A 21,050-nucleotide genomic window follows, 5' to 3' on the forward strand; every position below is an offset into this window, starting at 1 on the left:
GGGAGGCTAGCGTCCGGCGCGCCGCTCCGCAATGGTGCCGGCGCGCAATTGTCGCGCCGCGTTGCGGCGCGCTAGATTGGCGGCAGAGGACCCGGAGAGCGATATGAGCCTGTTCAGTGCGCCGTTCGATCCCGCAACCGACACGGCGCTCGTCATCGGCGCGGGCAACGGCATCGGCCGCGCGATCGCGCAGGCCCTGGTCGGTGAGGGCGTCCGAACCGTGTTTGCCGATATCAGCGCGGAACGGGTGAGTGCCGCGATCAGCGCAAGTGTGAGGCCTGAGCTGGCGGTGCCTTGGGTCGGCGATCTCGCCGGGCTGGACGCCTGCGATGCGCTGCTCGCCGCCTCTCATGCCGCGCTGGGCGAGGTCTCGCATTTCGTGCACAGCGCCTCGCCGCCGCGGCGCGAGGCCGATCACGCGCTCGCGGTCGATCGCAGGACCTGGCAGGAGATGCACGCCGTCAATCTCGATGCCGGCTTTCATCTGGCGCGCGAGATCGCAAAGCGGCTGATCGCAGCGAAGCGGCCCGGCTCGTTCCTGTTCCTCACCTCGCTGCATGCGGGCACGCCGCGCAACCTGCCGCATTACTCGACGGCGAAGGCGGGAATGGCGATGCTGGTGAAGGAACTGGCGAAGACTTTCGGGCGGCACAACATCCGCGTCAATGCGCTGGTGCCGGGTGCAATCGCAGCGGGCGGGTTCGTAGCGGACGCGTCCCTGGCGAGACACATTCCGCTCGGGCGTCTCGGCGCGGCGAATGACCTCGCGCCGATGGCGCTTACGGTGCTGTCGAACAAGCTCTCAGGTTACGTCACCGGCGCGGCCTTCGTCGTCGACGGCGGATTGTCGCTGACGAACTGGTTCGAAGCGCCCGCTCTCGACACTCTTTCTTGACGCGTTTTCTTTACGCGAACCGGCGTCCACTTCGCTCGAAAACGCTATGGCCTAGCTAGCGCTGCCAGGCTGGCACGGGATCGAGCGGCGTGCGATAGACCTCGTTGTCATCGCGGTCGGTGACCCGCACCGCGCAGCCCTTCTGCTGCAGCTCCGGCTTCACCTGCGACAGCTCGCAGGCGAGCTGATCGGCGCGATCGGAGGCAACCTCGATGTCCTCGAGGATGATTCCGCCCTGGTTCTTGAACTCTTTACCAACCACTAGATCGAAGGAGTAGTACGGCATCTGAAGTCCCCCGGTGTGACGACCCAAGTCTCAGTTGCGAGTCCTGAAAACAAGTCTTGAAAACAAGTCTTCAGCGGAAGTCCCGACACGTCTTGGATAGTACCACTGAGTCGATCTTTATCGAATGAACAAGCCGCACAATCTCTGTGCCTATGGCGCAGAAATGATGTGCAGCGCGCGAGCTCGGTAAGGTTTTATTAAATATGTTGGCGCGATCATAAGGCATGGAATTGCAACAGAACCGGGCTCCGGGAACCGGCAGTTGCAAGAGAAGGCCGGCGGCATAAATCCCGACGGCCTTTTCTCATGATGGATGACGATCGTAGCATCGCTTCCCGTAGTAACCCGGACTCAACGCATCACATCGACTCGGACAGCGTTCGTGACGTTGTTGCTCCAAGGCGCGATGAGATTTTAGCGCAGCGGCATCGGCGGACGCACGACCGGTCCATCGTCATCGGCAACCGCTTGCGTCGTCGCGACCGGTGCAGCCGGCGGCGCGGCTGCGGCAGCTTGCGACGGTGGCGGTGCGAGTGGCGCCGGTGAATAGGCCGGCATGTAGGTGTGCGACACGACCGGCTTCGGCTTGCGAACCGGCGTTGGAGCCGGCGCGCGCGGCGGCAGCGCGGACACGCGTGCGCGCGGATCGACGGGCGGCTTCGCTTCGACGACCGGCTTCGGTGCAGGCGGCTTCGCCATCTCGCGTGCCATCTGCTCCTGGCCGGCCTTCAGCTCGGCGATGTTGGCCTTGAGTGTTTCGATCTGCTGCGCCATGGCCGCGAGATCTCGCGTCATCGATTGTACCGACTGTGCTGCGTCGGTCGGTGTTGCCGCGGGCGCGGCTGCTGCAACCTGAACTGCAGGCGGACTAGCAGGTTGATCGGCCGCAGCTTGCGCTGCAGGTTGATCGACCGGTTGATCCGTCGCGGCTTGCGCCGCAGGCGGGACCGCCTGCGCGGCGGCGACTTGTGCAGTCTGCGACGCCGAAGGCAGCAGCGAGGTCAAGACCGGCGTCCACTCGGCGAGCATCTGTTTGGCGGTATCGCCGTGCTTCTCCCAGGCAACCGTGGCAGCCGCGCTGCCGCCGGCAAACAGGAATGTGAGAAAGGCGCCGCGCAGCCACTTGCCGGCAGCGGAACGTTTGGGCCGGCCGGGACCATCGCCGGCCGCGACGCGCACGGCGGTGTCGACCGAGGGCGCTGCCGCAGGCGGCTCCAGGACGGGACTGAACTTCGGCTCAGGACTGAACTTCGGCTCGGGACCGGCTTTGGGCTCCGGGGCGAATTTCGGCTCAGGGCGGGGCGTGATGTCAGGCGCCAGTGCCGGCGCCGCGCTGATGGGGCGCGAGGCCATCACGATCTCGGGCGAGATCTGAATCGCATCGTGCGGATCGTTGTCCTTGACCGTGTCCTTCACGATCTCATCGACGATCTGCTTGCTGTTCAACGTTGCGAGCATCGCAGCTCCTTCGAAGCCTTCGTCGTTTCGCATTGGCGCGAGCCGATCTGTTGAGGTGAGCCCCATCCAACCTGGTGTGCCCGGGCAGATGACGCACGAGTCCAGCCGGGTTTGACCAAAGCAAGGCGAGGGGATGGAGATGATGCGACGCTCTTCCGCCGTTTGTGGTGATGGAACCCGGCTGATCGAACACGCGCAATTGTTCCGGCTTGCCTTGTTTTCAGCACGATTTGGGCAGCATCTAGTGGTGCTGGGGGTGCTGCTATTCCGCTATCGGGGGGCCGGTGGTGCCAAAATCTGTTCTCGCTTTCTTCGTCGTTGCCTTGCTGCCGCTGGGCGGCTGCATGCAGACGACACTCTCGCCGTCGACCGACGCGAGCATGACGCCGCGCGACCGGCAGTTGCTCGCGCACACGCCTTACGCCCAGGCCAGCGTGCCCGAGCAGTATCTGCGTCACATCGTCGATTATCCGCGCAAGGAGATGCCGGGCACGATCCTGGTCGATACCGACGCGCGCTACCTCTATTTCGTGCTGGCCGACGGCAAGGCGATCCGCTACGGCGTCGCAGTTGGTGAGGAGGCGATGGCCTTCTCCGGCGTGGCGCGCGTCGGTCGTCTCGCAGAATGGCCCGACTGGGTGCCGACGGCGGACATCCAGGCGCGGCTTGGACCGTATCCGGCGCGCGTGCACGGTGGTCCCGCCAATCCGCTGGGCGCGCGGGGCATCTATCTCTATGTCGGCAACAAGGACACGCTCTACCGCATCCACGGCACCAACCAGCCCGAATATATCGGGCAGGCGATCTCGTCGGGCTGCATCCGGATGCGCAACGAGGACGTGATCGATCTCTACGACCGGGTGAAGCTCAATTCGACCGTCGTGGTGCTGCCGCCCGGACAGAATGCGCAGGCCGGACCAGGCGCGCGCTGGCGCGGATAGGGCGTTCGGGCGAGGAGCGCGCTGCTTGCCGACAATTTTATCCATTGTCTTGCGCGAGCCGTAACGCTTCGCGTCTAGCGTGCAGCGAGCAAGGGGTTGCTCGCATGTATCTCGTCAAGAATTCGCCGCGCGCACTGTTGGCCGCGCTGATTCCGCTCGCCATCGTCGAAGCTGTGCTGATGGTCTTTGCCATCGCGGGCGGGCAGGTGACCGATCCCGCAGGCACACCGGCGCCGGACAAGATCCTGGTGCTCTTCGCAGGCCGCATGGCCATCAATGCGGCCTTCCTGTTTGCCGGGCACGTCGTGCTGCGGCAATGGACAATCTCGAGCCGGCTCGCCTATGGGCTGATGGGCGGCGTCATGGCCGCGGCGAGTTACGCCATTGCCATCCGCAACCACATCCAGCTGGCCGCACCCGGCGACGGTACGGTGGTGACGATCGGTCTGTTGCCGACGATCGCGGGAATGATCGGCGGATTCCTCTATGGTCAATTTGCCGGTCTCAGTCCGGTGGCGCGCGCGACAGGCGTGGCCGCCGCCGCTGATGCACCGGCAGTGTCGCCGCCAATCGTATTCGACGGACCGGTCCGGGTCCGCACGTCGATCGCCGGCATCGCGATCGCGGCCCTGATGCCGACGGTGCTCGCAACGCTGCTGCCCTACACGCTGGTGCCGCTCCTGATGAACGGTTTCGCAGACAAGAGCACTGCTCATATCTTTGCGGCCGTGATCCCGGCGCAAACCTTCATGGTCATGATGGTGATCTCGGTTATTCCTTCGAGCATCTTCATGCTCTGCGTGCACCATGTCGCGCGGGCCATGAGCCGCCGCAGCGCGTGGGAATACGCGGCGATCGGAGGCGTGGCGGCGCTCGCCTGCGTGCTGCTGCTGGTATTGGTCCTGCCGATCCTCGCTGCTCTCCTGGTGCCGGCGGCGTTCTGCGGCGCCGTCATGGGCGCGCTCTATCGCCGCTTCGCCGGCCTCGAGCCGGTGCCGTTGCCGGAAGCGGTGATCGCGACCGATCCGAACGCGCTGGTCGGCGCCGACCATCCGTCGCGACGCCAGCACGGCGTCATCCTCAGCAACTGATCGCCAGGACGGAAACATGAAAGAGATTGCGGCGCTCGGTGCGGGAATGGTGATCGCGGCCGTGGCAGCGGCCTGGTTCATGACCGGACCCGTGGTGGTCAACGCAGAACTCAAGCCGCTGCAGGCAAGCGCGAACATGCCGGTGTTCAAGCCGGTGCCGTCGGAGCTTGCGCGCTAGGACGCCGACAACGATCACATCGTTTTGAAGCGGTGACGGGTGAACGGCTTCACAGCCGATCGGCTCCGACTGCGCTATGCCTTGATGGCTCGTTGCCATTGGAGGCATCATGCAAAAATACTTTGATCCATTGAATGAGAACGACCGCCGCATTGTGCGGAAATGGCGCCTGGCCACGTTCGGTTTTTATGGCTCCATCCTGGCCGGAATAGTCCTGTACGTCGCGCTGCACTGGAATCCGGAGGTCAATTATGCCTCGGCCGATTCCGCTGCACACGCGAAGCTCATGGGCAGGCCCGGCGGACTCGCGCCGTTCTCGCCCTAGTTTTCAGGCCGCGCGACGTGCCACTGCAGGGTCGTGGCCGTGCCGTTGGCGTCGCCCGGCGCCTTGTCGGCCGGCGAGGTGTAGAGCGGGCGGTAGCGGTACGCCCACATCTTGCTGCCGTCGTTGCGGTTGATCACGGTGAAGTCGCCGACGGCCTTGGCGTCGGCGGTTGCGGCCAGCGGCACCCAGGTCTCGGTGCACTTGCCGTTGCAGTTCGATGTCTTGCCGGTGGTGTCGCGCTCGTAGGTGTAGAGGGTCATGCCCTTGAGATCGACCAGCTTCGGGCCCTGCTTGGTCAGGACTACCTTGGCCGGTGCGGTCGTCGCTTCGGGCTTGGGCGGAGGAGGGGCATCGCCGCCGCCATGGCCGTTCGCGAGCGCAGGGACGGCCGAGAGCGCGATGGCCGCCGCGACGATGATGAACCTGGACATCCAAAACTCCCGAACGGCAAAGTTAATCGCGCGTTAAGCGCCGAATAGGGCCGACCGTAGCAGCCGAAGGTTAGTTCCAGGTTTCGCCGCACTGCGACGATTACGTACAAAATTGGCTCACTCGCGCAGTGGGGCGCGGCTGAGCTCGTTGCCGGCGGCGATCGCCTTGCGCAGGAGCCGCATCAGCTCCTCGCCTTCCTTCGCGCTGAGGCCGCGCAGCATGATGCGCTGCGCGGACTCGACTGCCGGCGTGATCTTGCGCAGCGCGCGCCGGCCCTCGTCGGTGATCTCGAGTTCGCGGGCCCGGCGGTCGCGGGGACTGGCACGGCGCTCGATGAGATCCTTCTGCACCAGGCGATCGATCACGCCGGTGATGGTCGTGCGGTCATAGGCGATCAGGCCTGCGAGCGTCACCTGGTCGAGCCCCGGATTGGCCTTGATGGTCGCGAGTGCGGCGTATTGCACCGGTGTGAGGTCGAAGCCGGCATCCCCGACCTCGGCCAGGAACACCGCGACCGCGATCTGCTGGAACCGGCGCGCCAGATGCCCGGGCATGTCATTGTTGTCTTTCACCGAATTCTCCTTGAGCGCAGGGACGGTGCGGATCATTGACAAGTATACTGATAGTCAGCATACTGATCAATATCGAAGACGACGTTGACGGGAGAGGTGCTCATGCAATTCCATCTCAATGGATTTCAGCCGGGAGACCCCGAGATCGCCGATCCCGCCGAGCGCGTTCAGGCCCCGGGCGCAGCGGGCGCCGTGCCTGAAGAGGTCGATGTCCTCATCGTCGGCTGCGGGCCCGCGGGCCTCACGCTCGCCGCACAGCTTGCGCAATTTCCTGACATCAAGACCTGCATCGTCGAGCAGAAGCCGGGCCGCCTGCTGGTCGGGCAGGCCGACGGTATTGCCTGCCGCACCATGGAGATGTTCCACACCTACGGCTTCAGCGAGCGCGTGCTGAAGGAGGCCTATTGGGTCAACGAGACGACGTTCTGGAAGCCGGATGAGCGGACGCCGGACAAGATCGTCCGCAGCGGACGGGTGCAGGACGTCGAGGACGGGCTGTCTGAATTCCCGCACCTCATCCTCAACCAGGCACGCATCCATGACGGCTTTCTCGACATCATGCGCAAGGCGTCCGCCAAGCTCGAACCCTATTACAGCCGCCGCCTGATCGACCTCGAGGTCGATCCGGCCGCAGGTCCTGCCGACCATGCCGTGACCGTGCGGCTCGAACGCGTCGATGCGGGAAACGAAGGCAAGGTCGAGACGATCAGGGCGCGCTATGTCGTCGGCTGCGACGGCGCGCGCAGCACGGTGCGCAAATCGATCGGCCGCGAGCTGCACGGCGATTCCGCCAACCATGCCTGGGGCGTGATGGACGTGCTGGCGGTGACCGATTTTCCCGACATCCGCTTCAAGTCGCTGATCCAGTCGGCCAAGGACGGCAGCCTGCTGATCATTCCGCGCGAAGGCGGCTACATGGTTCGCATCTATGTCGAGCTCGCCAAGCTCGATGTCGGCGAGCGCGTTGCCAATCGCAACATCACCGCCGAGGACGTGATCGCGAAAGCGCAGCGGATCCTGAAGCCGCATACGCTTGACGTGAAGGAGATCGCCTGGTGGTCGGTCTACGAGATCGGCCAGCGCCTGACCGACAAGTTCGACGACGTGCCGGAGGCGGAGATCGCCTCGCGCCTGCCGCGCATCTTCATCGCCGGCGATGCCTGCCACACCCACAGCCCGAAGGCCGGGCAGGGCATGAACGTCTCGATGCAGGACGCCTTCAATCTCGGCTGGAAGCTCGCCGCTGTTCTGCGCAGGCAATGTGCGCCGGGACTGCTGCATTCCTATTCGGCGGAGCGGCAGGCGGTTGCGAAGGAGCTGATCGATTTCGATCGGGAATGGTCCGGGATTCTCGCTTCGGCCGCCAAGGCCGGCGGCGCGGATGCAGCCAGGACGCAGGACTATTTCGTCCGGCACGGCCGCTACACGGCCGGTACCGCGACGCATTACAAGCCTTCGGTTCTCACCGGCGCGACGTCACATCAGCACCTCGCCGAAGGTCTCGTGATCGGCAAGCGCTTCCATTCCGCACCGGTGATCCGGCTTGCGGATGCCAAGCCGGTGCATCTCGGCCACGCCGCGCAGGCGGATGGCCGCTTCCGCATCTACGCGTTCTCGCCCGCCGAGAATCCCGCCGCGTCGGGCTCGGCCATTCGTGCCTTGTGCAATTTTCTAGCCGAAGCGAGGCAGTCGCCGGTCCGGCGATACACGCCTGCTGGCGCCGACACCGACAGCGTGATCGATCTGCGCGCGGTGTTTCAGCAGGTGCATCGCGAGCTCGCTGTCGAGGCGATGCCGCCGGTGCTGCTCCCGCGCAAGGGGCGCTATGGTCTGATCGACTACGAGAAGATGTTCTGTCCGGATCTCAAGAGCGGCCACGACGTTTTTGCAATGCGCGGCATCGACCGGCCGGCGGGCTGCATGGTCGTGGTGCGCCCGGATCAGTATGTCGCGAGCGTGCTGCCGCTCGACGACTTTGCCGGGCTCGCCGCGTACTTCGACGCCTTCATGCTGCCGGCGAACTGACGCCGGAATCACTATGCCCGCCGGACCGATGAACGGCGGATGAATATTGAACTCTGCGCGGGGCGTGCCCTCAATCTTTCGGCTGCTGCGATGATCGCAGGCGGAACGCTCGTTCCGCCTGCGCGTTCCGTCTCGCAGAGGAGGAGCACGCCATGAAACTCAGAAGCATTTTGGTTGCAGCATTGCTGCTTGCCCCGACGGCCGCGCTGGCCGCACCGGGCATCGTCACCGTCTCGACCGGCCTGCGCGCCGGCCCGGGCTCCGGCTTTCCCCTGGTCGATCGCGTCCCCGGGGGCGCTCGCGTCAACATCCATGGCTGCCTGCGCGGCAATGCCTGGTGCGACGTGAGCTTCTCCGAGGATCGCGGCTGGGTGTCGTCGCAATATCTCGAATATCTCTACCGCAATCACTACGTCTATCTCCCCGACTATGTCGACGTGATCGACGTGCCCGTCGTCCCGTTCGTGCTGACCTCGTACTGGTCGAGCTACTACGAGGGGCGACCCTGGTATCGCCGCCACGCCTACTGGAATAACTACTGGACCTCGCATCAGAGCTTGGCGACGCGGATGACGATCGACCCGGGCGCAGCCCGTATCGGTCGTTCGGCAACGCGTGACGCGGCCATCGCACTGGAACGCGAAGGCGTGCGTGGCAGGGGTGCTGCCGCGATCTCCGGACGTGACGCTGTGACCTCACGGCGCGATGGCGCGATCACGAAGCGTGACGCTGCGATCGCCACGCGCGACGCCGCGATCACGACAAAGCGTGACGCGGCGATCACGAAACGCGACGCAGCGGTTGCTGCCGACAGGATGCGTGCCGGACGGAGCGAGCGCATCGCGCATGAGCGGACCAACGTGCAGACTCGCAATCCGCGCGATGCTCAGGCGCGCATGATGCGCGAACAGGCCGCGAGCCGCGCCGCGGTGCGTGCCCAGCCGACGCCACGTGCGCATGAAGCACCGCGTGTGTCGGCTGCACCTGCCGCACGGCCCGCGACGCCGCATGTCGCGCAGCCGAATGTGAGCCACGGTGCGCCGATGAATGCCCGTGCGCAGATGCCGGCGCCGCGTGCCGCTGCGCCTGCAGCGCCGCATGGCGGTGGCGGCGCTCCGCGCGTCAATGCCGCGCCACATGGTGGCGGTGGCCCGGCCGGCGGCCCCGGCGGCGGTCACGAGAAGCGCTAGCAAGCCCCAAGGAAAGCCCGGCCCTCGCGCCGGGCTTTCTGCTGATTTGATACGGGTTCCCTGCGCGTACAATTTAAGAAAGTTCTTCGCCGGCAGATTTCATCGATCGTAAGATGTGTACCCAAAGATGTAAGCATCCACTCGGGGCAGCGGGGCACGGGAGGATGACGATGAGACAGAGCCAGGCGGAGACGCGCCGCCAGAATGTCGCGAAGCGGTCGATGACCAAAGAGGCCAAGCAGCTGGCCGGCCTGATCGCCGGACTGCGCAAATCCCTCGATGGGATTCACAAGGAACGGATGAGCACAAAGCTGACCGGTGCCGAGATGGGCATGCTCGACGAGCGCCGCAACAATCTGCTGCTCACCATCGCAGCCCTCGACGACCGTCTCTCGGCGGTGCAGGGGCTGATCGATCTCGGCCGTCCCCACATCATCCGCGTCCACTGATCGGGCCGCGGACTTGAGGCTATCGGTTTCGTCGCGGCGGCGACGGGGCCAGGCCTTGCTGCCTGCTCTGGGCGGCGCAGGGATTGGCGTAGCACTGCGCGGACTGCCCGGAGGCCGTCGCGGCGCACGGCGCGATCGTCGCAAAACTGCAATCGGTATTGCTGCCGTCGATGGTGTAGACCTCGATGCAGACGGGATAGCGCGGGTCGTAGGTCTGCGCCGCTGCCGGCGCGACGGCCAAGGCGATGCCGAGCAAGCCCGCGACAAGCTGAATCGCATTCATGAGCGGGCGCACGATCAGCCTCCGTCGGACGCCAAGCACAATGCTGCCTGCGGATGGCACCAAATTGCCACGCTCCCGGCGAATTGCCGCCAAAGCCCGCTGCCACGAGGGGGCGGGTGCAGGGCAACGCAAGGGGATGCGCATTGGCCTACAAAATGGTCGCAGAACGCGACAATGCGAAGTACAGTTTTGCCCGCGAGAGCCGGCTGCTCATCGTGGCGAAGGCAAAAGTGTGGGCGAGCGAGGGCTGGCAGGTCGTGATCACCGACCAGGACGGCAAGGCCTATGCGCCATCCGAATTCGATCAGTTGCTGGCGGCGTGACCGCGGGACGCGCTGGGGGACGACATTGATATCGCTATTCCGACCGGGGCGCGGTTTGATCGCGCCCCTGATGATTCTTGGCACGGCTGCCGCGCTGACGGCGACGGTTGCCTCCGCGCAAAATCTCGATGCCGGCAAGTCGCCCGAAAAGCTGTTTGCCGACGGTTGCGCGACCTGCCACCGCAGCCCGCGCGGCCTTGCCAAGGGGCGCTTCAGCCTGACGCTGTCCTGGTTCCTGAAGGACCATTACGCAACCAGTTCCGACTCCGCCAAGGCGCTCGCCGCGTATCTGGAGTCGGTCGATGCGCCGCCGCCGCGGGCCGCGGCCAAGCCTGGTGCAAAGCCGTCCAAGTCCGCGCCACGTCCGCCCAAGCCAGTGCAGAGCCACTAGGCACGGCCAGAGACGATCCGGCGCGATTGGGATTGCAATCTCAATTACAAATAGAATGAGATTGTCTGTGCCGCCATGAGGTGGTATTAAACCTGAAGTAGTTTAAGTCTATCAAGCAGCCGACATCCCGTCGGACCTGTCTCGGGATTCGGTCGCACATCACATTTGAGCTCGGCGAGGGCGGGGCGGTTGAGCTCGCATCCGTGAGGACCTCCCATGAAGCATTGGCAGTTTTTGGCCCTGACGTCGCTCGCGTTCGCTGCGGCGATGCTGGCAGCGCCGTTGCGGCCGGCCGCGCAGTCGCAGTCACCGCAAGCGGCGCCGCCCTATATTCCGCAGGCCAAGTTCTGCGCCAATGGCACCGGCGGGCTGTGTTCCATCGTGCCGGCCTATATCGGCCCCGATCCGGGCCTTGCGGAAACACAGGGCTATAACGGCCTTTACGGCCAGCCGCCGCAGAGCGAGAAGGCGGACGTGCAGTCGCCGTTCGACAACATGGCCTGGCAGATGTTCGTCGCACTCAACTGGGTGGCGAGCGGCGTCAAGGAGCCGCCAGCACAGGGACTGACGCAGCCGGGCCGGCGGGTCTGGCAGACCTATCCGACGGTCTCTTCGCTGTTCGGCAACGCGCCAGTCATCGCCGGCTGCCCGCAGGCGCTGGCGCTTCCGATCTTCCATATCGGCTCGAACGGCAAGGGCCAGCCGATGCCGAACAATGAAGAATATCTGCAGGCCGCAACCAACAAGCCTCTGATCGACGTCAACGGCAACTGGACGCTGTTCGAGCGCCGCGTCAACGAGATCGAGGCGCAATATCTGCGCGCGCCCGGCGGACAGAAGTCGCAGACGCTGACGACGAGGGCGGGCCAGCAAGAGTTCATCAAGAAAAATCCTGGCGGCGCCGACTTCACGTCGTCGGCCACGGTCCCTGATGGCACCAACGGTTCAATCGAGATCAAGGCGTCCTGGCGCATCCTCGATCCGTCCAAGGACGATCCGTCAAAGTTCTTCACCCAGAACATCCTGCTTGCGGTGTCAGGCGATCTCGTGCGCGACGGCCGTTCGTTCTGCCGCAGCGAGCGGGTGGGGCTCGTCGGCATGCACATCCTCCAGCGCAATCCGCTGGACAAGACCAATCCGGCGCTGCGGCCGCAATGGATCTGGGCGACGTTCGAGCATGTCGACAACGCGCCGCTCGCGAACGCGCCCTGCAACGTCGCGGATGGCTGCGGCACCGACAAGGCCACGAACTGGATCAACCAGCCGAGCTGCGGGCCCGCGAGTCCCGCCCCGGGCGCGCATTTCTCGTTCTTCAACACCGGCGCGCCGTCGAGCCTCGGCACCAATATCTCGCCGCAATCGCCCGGCGTCAGCAAGACGGCCTTCCCCTGGAATCCGCGCAAGCCTTATGCGCAAGGCGGCACCACCAGTGCAACCGCGCAGCCGCAGGCCGTGCGCTGCTGGAGGATTTATCCGACAACAAGCACCCTCAACGAGCAATGGCGGATGGCGCTCGGCTCGCTCAAGAGCGTGTTCGGGAATTACATGCTGGTCGGCACGCAATGGGGCGGCAACGTCGAACCTCCGACGCCGCCAAATCCGATTCCATCCAACGCCGTGCCGGGCATGCTGTCCAACATGACACTCGAGACCTACATCCAGAATTATCTGAGCAATGGTCCCGCGGGTCCGGGCTCATGCGTCAGCTGCCACAACTTCGCGACGCTGGTCGATGGCAAGACCTCTGCGAATTTTAGCTTCCTGCCGGGGATCGTGGAACCGGCATCGCTGCGCGCGAAGATCAGGACGGCGCCGTGAGGTGACCAGTAGCCCGGATGGAGCGCAGCGCAATCCGGGATTAGTGGTTACGGAAAGACTGTCCCGGATTACGCTGCGCTCCATCCGGGCTACGGAGGTAGAACAGAGCCGCTACGCGCGCCGATGGGTCTGCGCGATCAGCCGGTCGTGCACGGCGCGCAAGTCGGCGCTCATGCGGGTCTGCCCGGTCGTGACAAAGGTCAGCCAGGCGCCGTCGGCGGCGAGGCGCACGATCTGCAGCTCGGGCGTGCCGTCGGTTGCGCGGTGGCGCTTGAGGCGCGCCTTCATCCAGTCGTTCCACAGCTGGCGCAGCGACGGATCGGTCACGACGACCATGCTCAGCGCCGCCCATGGCGTGGTGAAGCCGAAGGCCTTGCCGGTGAACACGGCGTTCACATAGGCGCGCGTAAAGCTGCCGCGCGGCTTGGAATCGGCTTCGATGGCAGCGTCGATCTCGGCGTCGACGCGACCGAGCAGGTCGGCGAACAGGCCCTCGATCAGGGCCTGCTTGCTGCCGAAGTGGTGAAACAGTCCGCCCTTGGTGACGCCGGCCGCCGCCGCCACCGCCTGCACCGTGACGCCGGCGACCCCATGGTCCGTGGCAATGGCCGCGGCGTGATCGAGCAGGGCGCGCCGCACCTGTTCGGGCTGCTTGGCGCGGGTATAGGCGTTTCCCGGCATCAATGCACCGTCGTCTCCGAGAACAGGTTGATGATCACGACCCCCGATACGATCAAGCCGATGCCGACGAAGGCCGCAGCGTCCAGCATCTGCCGGAACAGCACGAAGGAGACGGTTGCGGTCAGGATGATGCCGACGCCGCCCCATATCGCATAGGCGATGCTCAAGGGGATCACCCGGATCGCGACCGACAGCGCATAAAACGAGGCGACGTAGAACAGCACCATGGCGAGCGTCGGCCACGGCCGCGTGAACTGCGCGGACTGCTGCAGGAAGGCGGACGCGGTGACCTCGAAGACGATGGCGAGGGCAAGCGCTGCATAGGCGTTGAAGGCGGAGGTCATGTCTGGCTCGGGCATGGCGGCGGGGAAAGATACCGCGCGGTAGGTATGTTTAGCATGCGGAGCGCGGCTTTTGACGTCAACCATTATCACGTGTCAGTGACGCGCCTGCGACACGTCGGGAACACAGGCTGAAGCCGCGCGATGAAGAGTGCGGCGGCTTCAAGCTCTTGTGGTGGTTCGGGGCGGCGCTAGTTGATCCGCACGGAGAGTTCGACGTCTTCGGCAAAGGGCGTGGACATGTAGCCACTACCAGGCGCACGCACCCGCGCCAGATAGTCGGGACTGTCGTCGGCGTTGTCGGCGACGATGATCGCGCCCGGCCGGAGATGGCCTTCGATCAGATCCAGGATCTCGGGGTAGAGCGCCTTGGCGCCGTCGAGCAGCACGAGATCGATCGTATCAGGCAGATCAGCACGGAGGGTTTGCAGCGCATCGCCCTCTCGGATTTCGACGAGGTCCATCAACCCGCCGGCCGACAGGTTCTCCCGCGCCCGCGCGGCTTTCGACGGCTCGAACTCGCTGGTGATGAGACGGCCGCCGCCATTGTCGCGCAAGCCTGCGGCAAGGTGCAGCGTCGAGATGCCGAACGAGGTGCCGAACTCGATGATCGCCTTGGCGCGGGAGCTGCGCGCCAGCATGTAGAGCAGCATACCGGTCCCGCGCGAGACCGCGAGCGGGGCGTCCTTCAGGCGTCCATAGAGATCGCGGTAGTCGGTCTTGCTCCGCAGCATCCGAGCCCGCTCGGTATCGGACAGATCCGCGACGGCTGCGTGTGTTGCGCCGTTTGCGGCCTCTGCTTCGTTGAAGAGGCGCTCCAGCAGCGGCGCAAGCGACGTGATGGTTGGGGTGGTCATTCCAGGTCTCCAGAGTTGGCGGCGAAGCGTGTGCTTGCGTGGAAGCTGAAATACGACTAATTCGTCGCATTCGCTATTCGCATTGCCCAAGGACGCCATGGCCGATCGTCGAAGCCGTTCAGTTTCCTCACGAAAACAGCCGCAACAGGCGCGCTCAACGGAGCTGGTCGCGGCCATTCTGGATGCGGCTGTTCAGGTCCTGGCGAAGGAGGGCGCGCAGCGTTTCACCACGGCGCGGGTGGCGGAGCGGGCCGGGGTGAGTGTCGGGTCGCTCTATCAATACTTTCCGAACAAGGCGGCGATCCTGTTCCGCCTCCAGAGCGATGAGTGGCGGCGCACGGGCGACATGCTGGGCGGCATCCTCGCGGACGGCGCGAAGGCGCCGCCGCTGCGGCTGCGCGCGCTGGTCCATGCCTTCATCCGCTCGGAGTGCGAGGAGGCCGCGATCCGCACCGCCCTCAGCGACGCCGCACCGCTCTACCGCGATGCGCCCGAGGCGCACGACGCGCGGGCCGCCGGCAAGGGAATCGTTGCGGCGTTCATGCGGGAGGCGCTGCCCAGGGCAACGGACGCGACGCGCGCTCTCGCCGGCGAATTGATCACGACGACGCTGAGCGAGGTTGGCAAGAGGTTCTCGGAGACGCAACGCAGCGAAGCGGAGATCGCGCGCCATGCTGACGGACTGGCCGACATGTTCTGCGCCTATCTCGGCGAGCTTGCACGGCGCCGAAATCAATCCTGATATCCGCGTTTGCGGCCCAATATCGTTTCCGATCTCGGCGAATGATGGTTTAGCCTCGCATCGTCTTTCGTTGAGCCAATCGAGCGCCGCGCCATGCATGTTCTCCGTCCCCAATTCCGCATCGAGGAGCAGGCTGCATTGGAATTCGCCGGTCAACGCGGCTTCGGCGTGGTCGTAGCGGCGGATGAGCGCGGACCGCGAGCCTCGCACGTGCCGTTTGTGCTGAACAGGCGCGACGGGCGCGCGATCGTGCAGATCCACCTCACTGCGAAGAATCCGCTCGTTCCGCTGGCGGATGGTGCGAGACGCTTCCTGCTGATCGTGGCCGGCGACGATGCCTACGTCTCCAATGACTGGTATGCCTCGCAGGACAACGTCTCGACCTGGCTCTACGAAGCCGTACACCTGTCAGGCGTGGCGCATCTGCGGGAGATGGGTGAGAACCGCGGGCACGGCGATGCGCTGCTCGCGGTCGCCGAGGCGCGGTTGCCAAAGGCGCCCTGGGACCTCGCACGGATGGAGCCGGAGAAGCGCGAGAGCATGCTGGCGGCGATCCGCGTCATCGATCTCTTGGTCGATACCGTCGAAGGGCAGGCCAAGCTCAACCAGCACAAGAGCGATGCGGATCATGTCGCAATCGCGGGCCGGCTGGCGCGGTCGGAGGAGACGGGGCATCGGCGGCTGGCGCGGAAGATGCGGGCGCTGCGGCCAAGGCTTGGGTACGATTTTTCGTGATCCGGGTTGCGCTTGCCTTGCACCGCAATTGACCTTACGGACCTCCGCATGCTCGTCATCTCAATTCAAAGCCAGGTGGTCCACGGCCATGTCGGCAACAGCGCGGCCGCCTACGCTATGCAGGCGGAGGGCGTGAACGTCGCGGCGGTGCCGACCACGCTACTGTCGAACCATCCGCGTTATCCGACCCTGCGCGGCCGCGTGCTGGAGACTGAGCTCGTCGCCGATCTCCTGAAAGGCGTCGAGGAACGCGATCTTGTCGACGAGGCCGCGGTGTTGGTGACCGGCTATCTCGGCTCGCCCGGCAATGCAGCTGCCGTCGCCGATTTCGTCGAGCGGGCCCTGATCCGCAATTCCAGGCTCGTCTATCTCTGCGATCCCGTGATCGGGGACGATGGCCGCGTCTATGTCGCCGACGGCATCCTGGATGTGGTGCGGCACCGGCTGCTGCCGGCCGCGAACCTAACGACGCCGAACCAGTTCGAGCTCGAGCTGCTGTCCGGCCTCACGATCGCCGATACGCAGGGCCTGCGCGCGGCGTGCGCGGCGCTCGCGGGCGAAGGCCGCATCGACGTCGTTGCGACCGGCTGTGCGCTCACCGACACGCCAGACGGGCAGGTGGAGACGATCCTTTGCGCGGACGGCCAGCTGTCACGCTTTGCAACTCCGCGACTGCCGATCCGTCCCTATGGCACCGGCGATCTGCTCACCGGCCTGATCGCAGCGCATCTGGCCAAGGGCAAGGCGATGGAGGCCGCGGTACGGCTCGCGGTCGAGACCATCTTTGCCGTGCTGGTGCGCACGCAAGAGGCCGGCACGGCCGAGATGCGGCTTGTGCCGCTGCCCTCAGTGGGACGCAAGTCGTAACGGCTCAGGTCGCGCGCTTGCCGGCCGATTGCGCCGATTTCTGCGGCTTGGCCGAGCCCTTCTGCTCGCGCGCGGCTTGCGCCTTTGGTAGCTTGGCATGCGCCACGGCCCGAGCCTTCTTCGGCTTGGCGCTGGCGACGTCTTTGCGGTCCGCCGTGCCGCGCTTCGAGATGTATTCCGCACCGTCGATGGGGCCGACATGCGGCGGATCGCGGCCGAGATAGGGCCGGCCGATGCCAAGCGCCTTGCCGTTGGCGTCGACCCATTTCCACAACACTTCAGTCGAGACCCAGCGCTGCGCGCGGTTGTTGCCGGCGGTCGAGACGATGTCGGCCGCCATGCCGTGGCCATAGCCGCCGCGCGTGCTGCCGCCGTGATAGGAGCGGTCGGAGGCGGCCTTCAGGCCACTCGCGATCGATTGGCGATAGTCGTCGCGGAACGCGCTGGTGATGCCCGGCGACAGGCCGGCGGCTTCGGCGGCGAGCAGCGTGCGAAACAGTTTTCGCTTAAAACTCTTGTCCATGCCGCCGATGACGTAGTCCATCATCGACATGTTCGCGTGCTCGGCCGCCTTCGGATCCTTCCAGCCGAAATCCTCGTCGACCAGTTTTGTGAAGCTGCGCATCACGGTCACCATCTTGCCCTTGCGCTTGACGGTGACGGCGCGACGCTCCTGCACCTTGATCGAGTCCTCCTTGGCCGTGCGCTGGTAGAGCGCCCAGAGATAGCGGTCGATGCAGGCGTCCATGACGAAGCATTCGTCGAGCACGGCGATGGTGTCGGCAGGTGGTGACGGCTTGCTCGCTGCGGGCGCCGGCCCGGTCGCGAGAGAAGCGGACGACAATGCGTCCGTGGTCACGATCTCGGCGGGATCGGCCGAGGCGAGCTTGACCGGCTCCGGCGCCGGCGCGGCCTCGCTGGCGGCGGGCGCGGGCTCTGGCAGAATTTGTGGCGTGGGCGGCTCGCTCGGCAGGATCAGCGCCGGATCTGCTGAGGCGAGCTTGACGGCGGGGGCGGGCACTTCGGGCGCTGCTGCCTCGGTGACCACCGGAGCCGGCGTCGCGGCTACGGCGGCGGCGATGTCGGCAGTCAGCGCAATGCCATCCTCGATCGTCGCAGCGCGCGGAACGTCGGCGAGATCGAGACGGCTGAGGTCTTTGGCACGCGAGATTGCGGCCGTGTTGGCGCCGCTGTTCTCGATCACGGCAGGGGCATAGGCGGACAGAGAGAGCGCCAGCCAGCCGGCCATAACGGCCGAGGGGCAGGCGACTGCCACCAGAAGAGACCGCCGATCATTCATGATCCCTGCCTCCAAACGGTTCTGCCCGAACCAGTCTTGTCGGAACAGTCTTGCACAGAAAGGCACGCAGCACGTCAATTGTTCGGGGGACCGTGTGGCGGCGCAATGGCGCAAATCGGCGAAAAGGGGCTTTTTGGGGAAGTGTGGCCTCGGTGCCACGCGCGGGTTCCGTTGGACCCTATGAGCCTGACTTCGATAAATACGAATCGGGCGTCTTGCGGCAACTTTCCCAAAGCCGAGCGCGTTGGTCGGCCATGACGCATTCCTCGCTTCGTCCCATGGACGCCTTCGATCCCACCGAGCCCGCCATCCTGCACGATCGTATCTCCGGCAGGATCATCACCTGGACCGCCGATCAGGCTGACGACTATCGGTTGGCCAGCCGCCTTCGCGGCGACGGGACGGTGGCCTGGAGGACCTATGTCTTCGACGGCTGGGGCGACGTCCTCGGTGGCTGACCCGCCGAATCAGGGAATCCGTCCAAGACATTGGGCGCGTTAAACATATTGCCATGCGTGGGGCGCGATGTTGCGTTGCAACAGTGCATATCGCAATGCAGCAAATCAGGCTTAGATGTGCTCCGAAACTTTCCTTCTGGAGCATCACCAATGAACAAGAAGACTTTGTCGATCGCAGCCGCCGTCCTCGTCATCGCGGGCTCGACTGCCGCCTTCGCCGCCGAGCTGCCGGCCTATGAGGCCAATGGCATTCCGGCTTCGCCCCTGCAGGTTCGCGTCCTCGGTGCCAACAAGGTCGAGCAGCAGGTGTCGGCGCCGGCCTCCAGCGTGACGGCGCTGCAGGCCAGCGTCCTGGCCCCGCGCCACGTCAAGACTGCGACGGTGGGATCGGCCCGCTAAGCTTTCGCGACAGGCACGGGTGCGGACGCAATCCTGCCTACCGCAAGATTCGGGTTTTAAGAAGGCCTCGTATCGGATTCGAACCGCGCTCCCATCGGGAGCGCGGTTTTTCTTTATGGCAGGCAGCCGCGCGTTTTGTGCGTTTGTGCGCGGATCGAGAAGCAGTGACTGAAAAAAGAAGCGCGCAAGCCGAGCGTTGTGTACGGCGGTTCAAGACGCGTGTGATCCTCTTAATAGTTGTTTCGGAGATCGCGGCGCCTGATGCGCGCGCCGCATATTGAGCGGCCAATTCTGGAATCATACTGGAGGTCGTTCATGCCCGTTGCGCAAAAAGCCGTTGTTGCCGGCACCTCGACGCGTGAATTCATTCTCAGGCAGCTTGCGCTGCTTTCGGCCGCCGCGCTGTTTGTGTTCGTGCTGAGCTTGACCTACGGCCTCGATCTCAGCCCCGGCTTTTTCTGATGGGCTGCGCTTCGATGAGCGCAAGCGCGATGGCGAGCGGCCGTAGAGCTCGGCGAAGGCGGCGTTGAAGCGGCGCAAGCTGCCGAAGCCGGCCAGGAACGCGATCTCCGTGATGGTGTGATCACCGGCATCGAGCAGGCGCTTGGCGCGCTGGACGCGCAGCGTCTTGGCGAGCTGCTGGGGCGTGGCGCCGACATGGCGCTCGAACAGTCGCGCCAGATGACGCGAGGAGATGCCGAGCCGCGTCGCGAGCGTTACACCGAACATTCGTCGAGGCGCCGTCATTGATGAGCTTCACCGCGCGCGCCACGGTCGAGCGGGTGCCGTTCCAGGCCGGACAGAACGGCGCGGTTTCGGGACGGCAGCGCAGGCAGGGCCGGAAGCCCGCAGCGATATCCGGGACTCGTCTCGCAACCGTTCCCGGATGTCGCTGCGCTCATCCGGGCTACAAGGGTCATTGCTTCTCCGCCGCGTGCCAGCCCTGCAGCCGTGCGGGTTGAGCCGATGCCCTCGCTGACATAAGGCTTGATCCATGGATCAGCGGTCGAGCGGCGCTGACGCTCTCACTCAAAACAGCGACGCGGCACCGGCGCTTCTCGGCGTGGTCTGCGGGCTGTCGGCAGCGCTGTTCTGGGCGCTGGGCTTTGCCGGCACGCGGCATGGGCTCAAGGTCGGCTTTACGCCGGTCGATCTGCTCGTGCATCGCTATGTCTGGTCGGGCATCGCGTTCCTGCCGCTGGTAGCACGCGCCGGCATCTCCGATCTCTGCGGCATCGGCTGGGGCAGGGGCCTTGTGTTGATGGTGCTCGGCGGCCCCGTGATGTCGCTGATCTCCTACACCGGCTTCCTGTTCGTGCCGCTCGGCCATGGCAGCGTGATCCAGCCGTCCTGCGCCACGCTTGGCGGCCTTTTGCTCGCAGCATTGATCCTGAAAGAGCGGATCTCGGCCTCGCGGCTCGCCGGCGCCATCATCATCGTCGCCGGTCTCGGTGTGATCGGCGCGGAATCGATCGGCCATATCGGCGCCGACGGCGTGCAGGGCGATCTGATCTTCGTGCTGACCGGATTGATGTTCGCCGGCTTCGGCGCGGCGCTGCGGCACTGGCGCGTCTCGGCGGTGTCGGCCGCGCTCGTCATCAACGTGCTGTCGCTGTTGCTGCTGCCGCTCTACATCGCCACCGGCGGCCTCGCTCACGTCGTGGCGATCGGCCTGTGGGAGAACGCGATCCAGGCGCTGGCGCAGGGCGTGCTCGCCGGTCCCGCCGCGCTCTATCTGTTCGCGGTCTCGGTGCAGCGCCTCGGCGTCGCCCGCGCCGCGGTGTTTCCGGCCTGCGTGCCGGCACTGACGCTGCTGACCGGCTGGCTCCTGCTCGGCGAGCCGCCGACGCTGTTGCAGACGGCCGGCCTCATGACGGTGCTGTGCGGATTCTATCTGGCGCAGCGGCAGCGTTAGGCCGACCCCGAAAACGGGAAGGCCGCCCCGGGGGGCGGCCATTCAAGTCTCAAGCAGCACTGCAATCGAACGCGTCGTCGAAAAGCCAGCCCCGGGTT

The 21,050-nt window shown here is 65.4% G+C and carries 26 protein-coding genes and 1 pseudogene; 17 read left to right on the forward strand and 10 right to left on the reverse strand.

The window, feature by feature from the left end; genetic code table 11:
* Positions 1 to 103 precede the first annotated feature (103 nt).
* Positions 104 to 895, forward strand: coding sequence for an SDR family NAD(P)-dependent oxidoreductase (locus tag IQ16_RS23025; protein WP_018644668.1), 792 nt, complete (start codon positions 104 to 106; stop codon positions 893 to 895).
* A 55-nt stretch (positions 896 to 950) separates the two neighbouring features.
* Here IQ16_RS23025 and IQ16_RS23030 read toward each other — a convergent pair whose 3' ends face one another.
* Together IQ16_RS23030 and IQ16_RS23035 are read right to left on the reverse strand one after the other, a co-directional pair.
* The gene (locus IQ16_RS23030; RefSeq protein ID WP_018644667.1) at positions 951 to 1,181 is read right to left on the reverse strand and encodes a DUF6894 family protein; all 231 of its coding nucleotides are present in this window, start codon (positions 1,179 to 1,181) and stop codon (positions 951 to 953) included.
* A gap of 414 nt (positions 1,182 to 1,595) precedes the next feature.
* Positions 1,596 to 2,639 (reverse strand): hypothetical protein, encoded by a 1,044-nt coding sequence (locus tag IQ16_RS23035; RefSeq protein ID WP_026312248.1) that lies wholly within the window; start codon positions 2,637 to 2,639, stop codon positions 1,596 to 1,598.
* Positions 2,640 to 2,983: 344 nt separating this feature from the next.
* Between IQ16_RS23035 and IQ16_RS23040 the strand changes: the two genes are divergently transcribed.
* From IQ16_RS23040 to IQ16_RS23050, 4 genes are all read left to right on the forward strand, one after another.
* Positions 2,984 to 3,580 (forward strand): L,D-transpeptidase, encoded by a 597-nt coding sequence (locus tag IQ16_RS23040; protein WP_051123013.1) that lies wholly within the window; start codon positions 2,984 to 2,986, stop codon positions 3,578 to 3,580.
* A 104-nt stretch (positions 3,581 to 3,684) separates the two neighbouring features.
* Positions 3,685 to 4,671, forward strand: a complete 987-nt coding sequence (locus tag IQ16_RS23045; RefSeq protein WP_018644665.1) for a hypothetical protein — start codon at positions 3,685 to 3,687, stop codon at positions 4,669 to 4,671.
* A gap of 16 nt (positions 4,672 to 4,687) precedes the next feature.
* Positions 4,688 to 4,849, forward strand: coding sequence for a hypothetical protein (locus IQ16_RS45775; protein ID WP_018644664.1), 162 nt, complete (start codon positions 4,688 to 4,690; stop codon positions 4,847 to 4,849).
* A gap of 109 nt (positions 4,850 to 4,958) precedes the next feature.
* A complete protein-coding gene (locus tag IQ16_RS23050; RefSeq protein WP_145831768.1) occupies positions 4,959 to 5,174 on the forward strand; it encodes a hypothetical protein in 216 nt (71 codons plus the stop codon).
* Here IQ16_RS23050 and IQ16_RS23055 read toward each other — a convergent pair.
* Together IQ16_RS23055 and IQ16_RS23060 are read right to left on the reverse strand one after the other, a co-directional pair.
* Entirely contained in the window at positions 5,171 to 5,605 is a 435-nt protein-coding gene (locus tag IQ16_RS23055) for a COG4315 family predicted lipoprotein (protein ID WP_018644662.1), read from the reverse strand. The genes IQ16_RS23050 and IQ16_RS23055 overlap by 4 nt on opposite strands.
* A 117-nt stretch (positions 5,606 to 5,722) precedes the next feature.
* On the reverse strand, positions 5,723 to 6,178 hold the full coding sequence (locus tag IQ16_RS23060; RefSeq protein ID WP_026312246.1) for a MarR family winged helix-turn-helix transcriptional regulator: 456 nt from the start codon (positions 6,176 to 6,178) through the stop codon (positions 5,723 to 5,725).
* A 102-nt stretch (positions 6,179 to 6,280) separates the two neighbouring features.
* On the opposite strand from IQ16_RS23060, the gene IQ16_RS23065 reads away from it, so the two are divergent.
* From IQ16_RS23065 to IQ16_RS23075, 3 genes are all read left to right on the forward strand, one after another.
* Positions 6,281 to 8,203 (forward strand): FAD-binding monooxygenase, encoded by a 1,923-nt coding sequence (locus tag IQ16_RS23065; RefSeq protein WP_026312245.1) that lies wholly within the window; start codon positions 6,281 to 6,283, stop codon positions 8,201 to 8,203.
* 152 nt (positions 8,204 to 8,355) lie between these two features.
* The gene (locus IQ16_RS23070; RefSeq protein ID WP_018644659.1) at positions 8,356 to 9,393 is read left to right on the forward strand and encodes an SH3 domain-containing protein; all 1,038 of its coding nucleotides are present in this window, start codon (positions 8,356 to 8,358) and stop codon (positions 9,391 to 9,393) included.
* A gap of 170 nt (positions 9,394 to 9,563) precedes the next feature.
* A complete protein-coding gene (locus tag IQ16_RS23075; RefSeq protein WP_026312244.1) occupies positions 9,564 to 9,842 on the forward strand; it encodes a hypothetical protein in 279 nt (92 codons plus the stop codon).
* Positions 9,843 to 9,861: 19 nt separating this feature from the next.
* Here the strand turns inward: IQ16_RS23075 and IQ16_RS23080 are convergent, their stop codons facing one another.
* Positions 9,862 to 10,137: a DUF3551 domain-containing protein gene (locus IQ16_RS23080; protein ID WP_018644657.1), complete on the reverse strand. Its 276-nt coding sequence runs from the start codon at positions 10,135 to 10,137 to the stop codon at positions 9,862 to 9,864.
* Between the two features lie 104 nt (positions 10,138 to 10,241).
* On the opposite strand from IQ16_RS23080, the gene IQ16_RS23085 reads away from it, so the two are divergent.
* The 3 genes from IQ16_RS23085 (at position 10,242) to IQ16_RS23095 (ending at position 12,657) form a co-directional block, all read left to right on the forward strand.
* Positions 10,242 to 10,448 (forward strand): hypothetical protein, encoded by a 207-nt coding sequence (locus IQ16_RS23085; RefSeq protein ID WP_018644656.1) that lies wholly within the window; start codon positions 10,242 to 10,244, stop codon positions 10,446 to 10,448.
* A gap of 70 nt (positions 10,449 to 10,518) precedes the next feature.
* Entirely contained in the window at positions 10,519 to 10,839 is a 321-nt protein-coding gene (locus IQ16_RS23090; protein ID WP_035666950.1) for a hypothetical protein, read from the forward strand.
* A 216-nt stretch (positions 10,840 to 11,055) separates the two neighbouring features.
* Complete coding sequence (locus IQ16_RS23095) at positions 11,056 to 12,657, forward strand: hypothetical protein (RefSeq protein WP_018644654.1); 1,602 nt, start codon at positions 11,056 to 11,058, stop codon at positions 12,655 to 12,657.
* A 111-nt stretch (positions 12,658 to 12,768) separates the two neighbouring features.
* Here IQ16_RS23095 and IQ16_RS23100 read toward each other — a convergent pair whose 3' ends face one another.
* From IQ16_RS23100 to IQ16_RS23110, 3 genes are all read right to left on the reverse strand, one after another.
* Positions 12,769 to 13,338, reverse strand: a complete 570-nt coding sequence (locus IQ16_RS23100) for a TetR/AcrR family transcriptional regulator (RefSeq protein WP_018644653.1) — start codon at positions 13,336 to 13,338, stop codon at positions 12,769 to 12,771.
* Entirely contained in the window at positions 13,338 to 13,682 is a 345-nt protein-coding gene (locus IQ16_RS23105) for a DMT family transporter (RefSeq protein WP_018644652.1), read from the reverse strand. Before IQ16_RS23105 ends, IQ16_RS23100 begins: the two co-directional genes overlap by 1 nt.
* Before the next feature lie 188 nt (positions 13,683 to 13,870).
* Complete coding sequence (locus IQ16_RS23110; protein ID WP_018644651.1) at positions 13,871 to 14,536, reverse strand: O-methyltransferase; 666 nt, start codon at positions 14,534 to 14,536, stop codon at positions 13,871 to 13,873.
* A gap of 97 nt (positions 14,537 to 14,633) precedes the next feature.
* Here IQ16_RS23110 and IQ16_RS23115 point away from each other — a divergent pair, with 97 nt between their 5' ends.
* The 3 genes from IQ16_RS23115 to pdxY all read left to right on the forward strand — a co-directional run bounded on the left by IQ16_RS23115 (position 14,634) and on the right by pdxY (position 16,880).
* Positions 14,634 to 15,278: a TetR/AcrR family transcriptional regulator gene (locus IQ16_RS23115; protein WP_018644650.1), complete on the forward strand. Its 645-nt coding sequence runs from the start codon at positions 14,634 to 14,636 to the stop codon at positions 15,276 to 15,278.
* Positions 15,279 to 15,371: 93 nt separating this feature from the next.
* Positions 15,372 to 16,013, forward strand: a complete 642-nt coding sequence (locus IQ16_RS23120) for an FMN-binding negative transcriptional regulator (protein ID WP_018644649.1) — start codon at positions 15,372 to 15,374, stop codon at positions 16,011 to 16,013.
* Between the two features lie 48 nt (positions 16,014 to 16,061).
* Positions 16,062 to 16,880, forward strand: a complete 819-nt coding sequence (pdxY, locus tag IQ16_RS23125; protein ID WP_018644648.1) for a pyridoxal kinase — start codon at positions 16,062 to 16,064, stop codon at positions 16,878 to 16,880.
* A 4-nt stretch (positions 16,881 to 16,884) separates the two neighbouring features.
* Here pdxY and IQ16_RS23130 read toward each other — a convergent pair whose 3' ends face one another.
* Positions 16,885 to 18,180, reverse strand: coding sequence for a hypothetical protein (locus tag IQ16_RS23130; RefSeq protein WP_026312243.1), 1,296 nt, complete (start codon positions 18,178 to 18,180; stop codon positions 16,885 to 16,887).
* Positions 18,181 to 18,434: 254 nt separating this feature from the next.
* Between IQ16_RS23130 and IQ16_RS23135 the strand changes: the two genes are divergently transcribed.
* Together IQ16_RS23135 and IQ16_RS23140 are read left to right on the forward strand one after the other, a co-directional pair.
* On the forward strand, positions 18,435 to 18,638 hold the full coding sequence (locus IQ16_RS23135) for a hypothetical protein (RefSeq protein WP_026312242.1): 204 nt from the start codon (positions 18,435 to 18,437) through the stop codon (positions 18,636 to 18,638).
* Between the two features lie 150 nt (positions 18,639 to 18,788).
* Entirely contained in the window at positions 18,789 to 19,037 is a 249-nt protein-coding gene (locus IQ16_RS23140; protein WP_018644645.1) for a hypothetical protein, read from the forward strand.
* Between the two features lie 468 nt (positions 19,038 to 19,505).
* On the opposite strand, the pseudogene IQ16_RS23145 reads toward IQ16_RS23140, so the two are convergent.
* Positions 19,506 to 19,890 (reverse strand): annotated as a pseudogene (locus tag IQ16_RS23145) (helix-turn-helix domain-containing protein); the annotation flags it as partial.
* 141 nt (positions 19,891 to 20,031) lie between these two features.
* Here IQ16_RS23145 and IQ16_RS23150 point away from each other — a divergent pair.
* The gene (locus IQ16_RS23150) at positions 20,032 to 20,952 is read left to right on the forward strand and encodes a DMT family transporter (RefSeq protein ID WP_018644644.1); all 921 of its coding nucleotides are present in this window, start codon (positions 20,032 to 20,034) and stop codon (positions 20,950 to 20,952) included.
* Positions 20,953 to 21,050 lie beyond the last annotated feature (98 nt).

The sequence above is a fragment of the Bradyrhizobium huanghuaihaiense genome, from assembly GCF_007830635.1.
In the GTDB taxonomy this organism is placed as follows: Bacteria; Pseudomonadota; Alphaproteobacteria; order Rhizobiales; family Xanthobacteraceae; genus Bradyrhizobium; species Bradyrhizobium huanghuaihaiense.

Coding starts and splice junctions, on each gene's coding strand:
- IQ16_RS23025 (WP_018644668.1), top strand. CDS start 104: ATGAGCCTGTTCAGTGCGCCGTTCGATCCCGCAACCGACACGGCGCTC.
- IQ16_RS23030 (WP_018644667.1), bottom strand. CDS start 1,181: ATGCCGTACTACTCCTTCGATCTAGTGGTTGGTAAAGAGTTCAAGAAC.
- IQ16_RS23035 (WP_026312248.1), bottom strand. CDS start 2,639: ATGCTCGCAACGTTGAACAGCAAGCAGATCGTCGATGAGATCGTGAAG.
- IQ16_RS23040 (WP_051123013.1), top strand. CDS start 2,984: ATGCAGACGACACTCTCGCCGTCGACCGACGCGAGCATGACGCCGCGC.
- IQ16_RS23045 (WP_018644665.1), top strand. CDS start 3,685: ATGTATCTCGTCAAGAATTCGCCGCGCGCACTGTTGGCCGCGCTGATT.
- IQ16_RS45775 (WP_018644664.1), top strand. CDS start 4,688: ATGAAAGAGATTGCGGCGCTCGGTGCGGGAATGGTGATCGCGGCCGTG.
- IQ16_RS23050 (WP_145831768.1), top strand. CDS start 4,959: ATGCAAAAATACTTTGATCCATTGAATGAGAACGACCGCCGCATTGTG.
- IQ16_RS23055 (WP_018644662.1), bottom strand. CDS start 5,605: ATGTCCAGGTTCATCATCGTCGCGGCGGCCATCGCGCTCTCGGCCGTC.
- IQ16_RS23065 (WP_026312245.1), top strand. CDS start 6,281: ATGCAATTCCATCTCAATGGATTTCAGCCGGGAGACCCCGAGATCGCC.
- IQ16_RS23070 (WP_018644659.1), top strand. CDS start 8,356: ATGAAACTCAGAAGCATTTTGGTTGCAGCATTGCTGCTTGCCCCGACG.
- IQ16_RS23075 (WP_026312244.1), top strand. CDS start 9,564: ATGAGACAGAGCCAGGCGGAGACGCGCCGCCAGAATGTCGCGAAGCGG.
- IQ16_RS23090 (WP_035666950.1), top strand. CDS start 10,519: ATGATTCTTGGCACGGCTGCCGCGCTGACGGCGACGGTTGCCTCCGCG.
- IQ16_RS23095 (WP_018644654.1), top strand. CDS start 11,056: ATGAAGCATTGGCAGTTTTTGGCCCTGACGTCGCTCGCGTTCGCTGCG.
- IQ16_RS23100 (WP_018644653.1), bottom strand. CDS start 13,338: ATGCCGGGAAACGCCTATACCCGCGCCAAGCAGCCCGAACAGGTGCGG.
- IQ16_RS23105 (WP_018644652.1), bottom strand. CDS start 13,682: ATGACCTCCGCCTTCAACGCCTATGCAGCGCTTGCCCTCGCCATCGTC.
- IQ16_RS23110 (WP_018644651.1), bottom strand. CDS start 14,536: ATGACCACCCCAACCATCACGTCGCTTGCGCCGCTGCTGGAGCGCCTC.
- IQ16_RS23115 (WP_018644650.1), top strand. CDS start 14,634: ATGGCCGATCGTCGAAGCCGTTCAGTTTCCTCACGAAAACAGCCGCAA.
- IQ16_RS23120 (WP_018644649.1), top strand. CDS start 15,372: ATGCATGTTCTCCGTCCCCAATTCCGCATCGAGGAGCAGGCTGCATTG.
- pdxY (WP_018644648.1), top strand. CDS start 16,062: ATGCTCGTCATCTCAATTCAAAGCCAGGTGGTCCACGGCCATGTCGGC.
- IQ16_RS23130 (WP_026312243.1), bottom strand. CDS start 18,180: ATGAATGATCGGCGGTCTCTTCTGGTGGCAGTCGCCTGCCCCTCGGCC.
- IQ16_RS23135 (WP_026312242.1), top strand. CDS start 18,435: ATGACGCATTCCTCGCTTCGTCCCATGGACGCCTTCGATCCCACCGAG.
- IQ16_RS23140 (WP_018644645.1), top strand. CDS start 18,789: ATGAACAAGAAGACTTTGTCGATCGCAGCCGCCGTCCTCGTCATCGCG.
- IQ16_RS23150 (WP_018644644.1), top strand. CDS start 20,032: ATGGATCAGCGGTCGAGCGGCGCTGACGCTCTCACTCAAAACAGCGAC.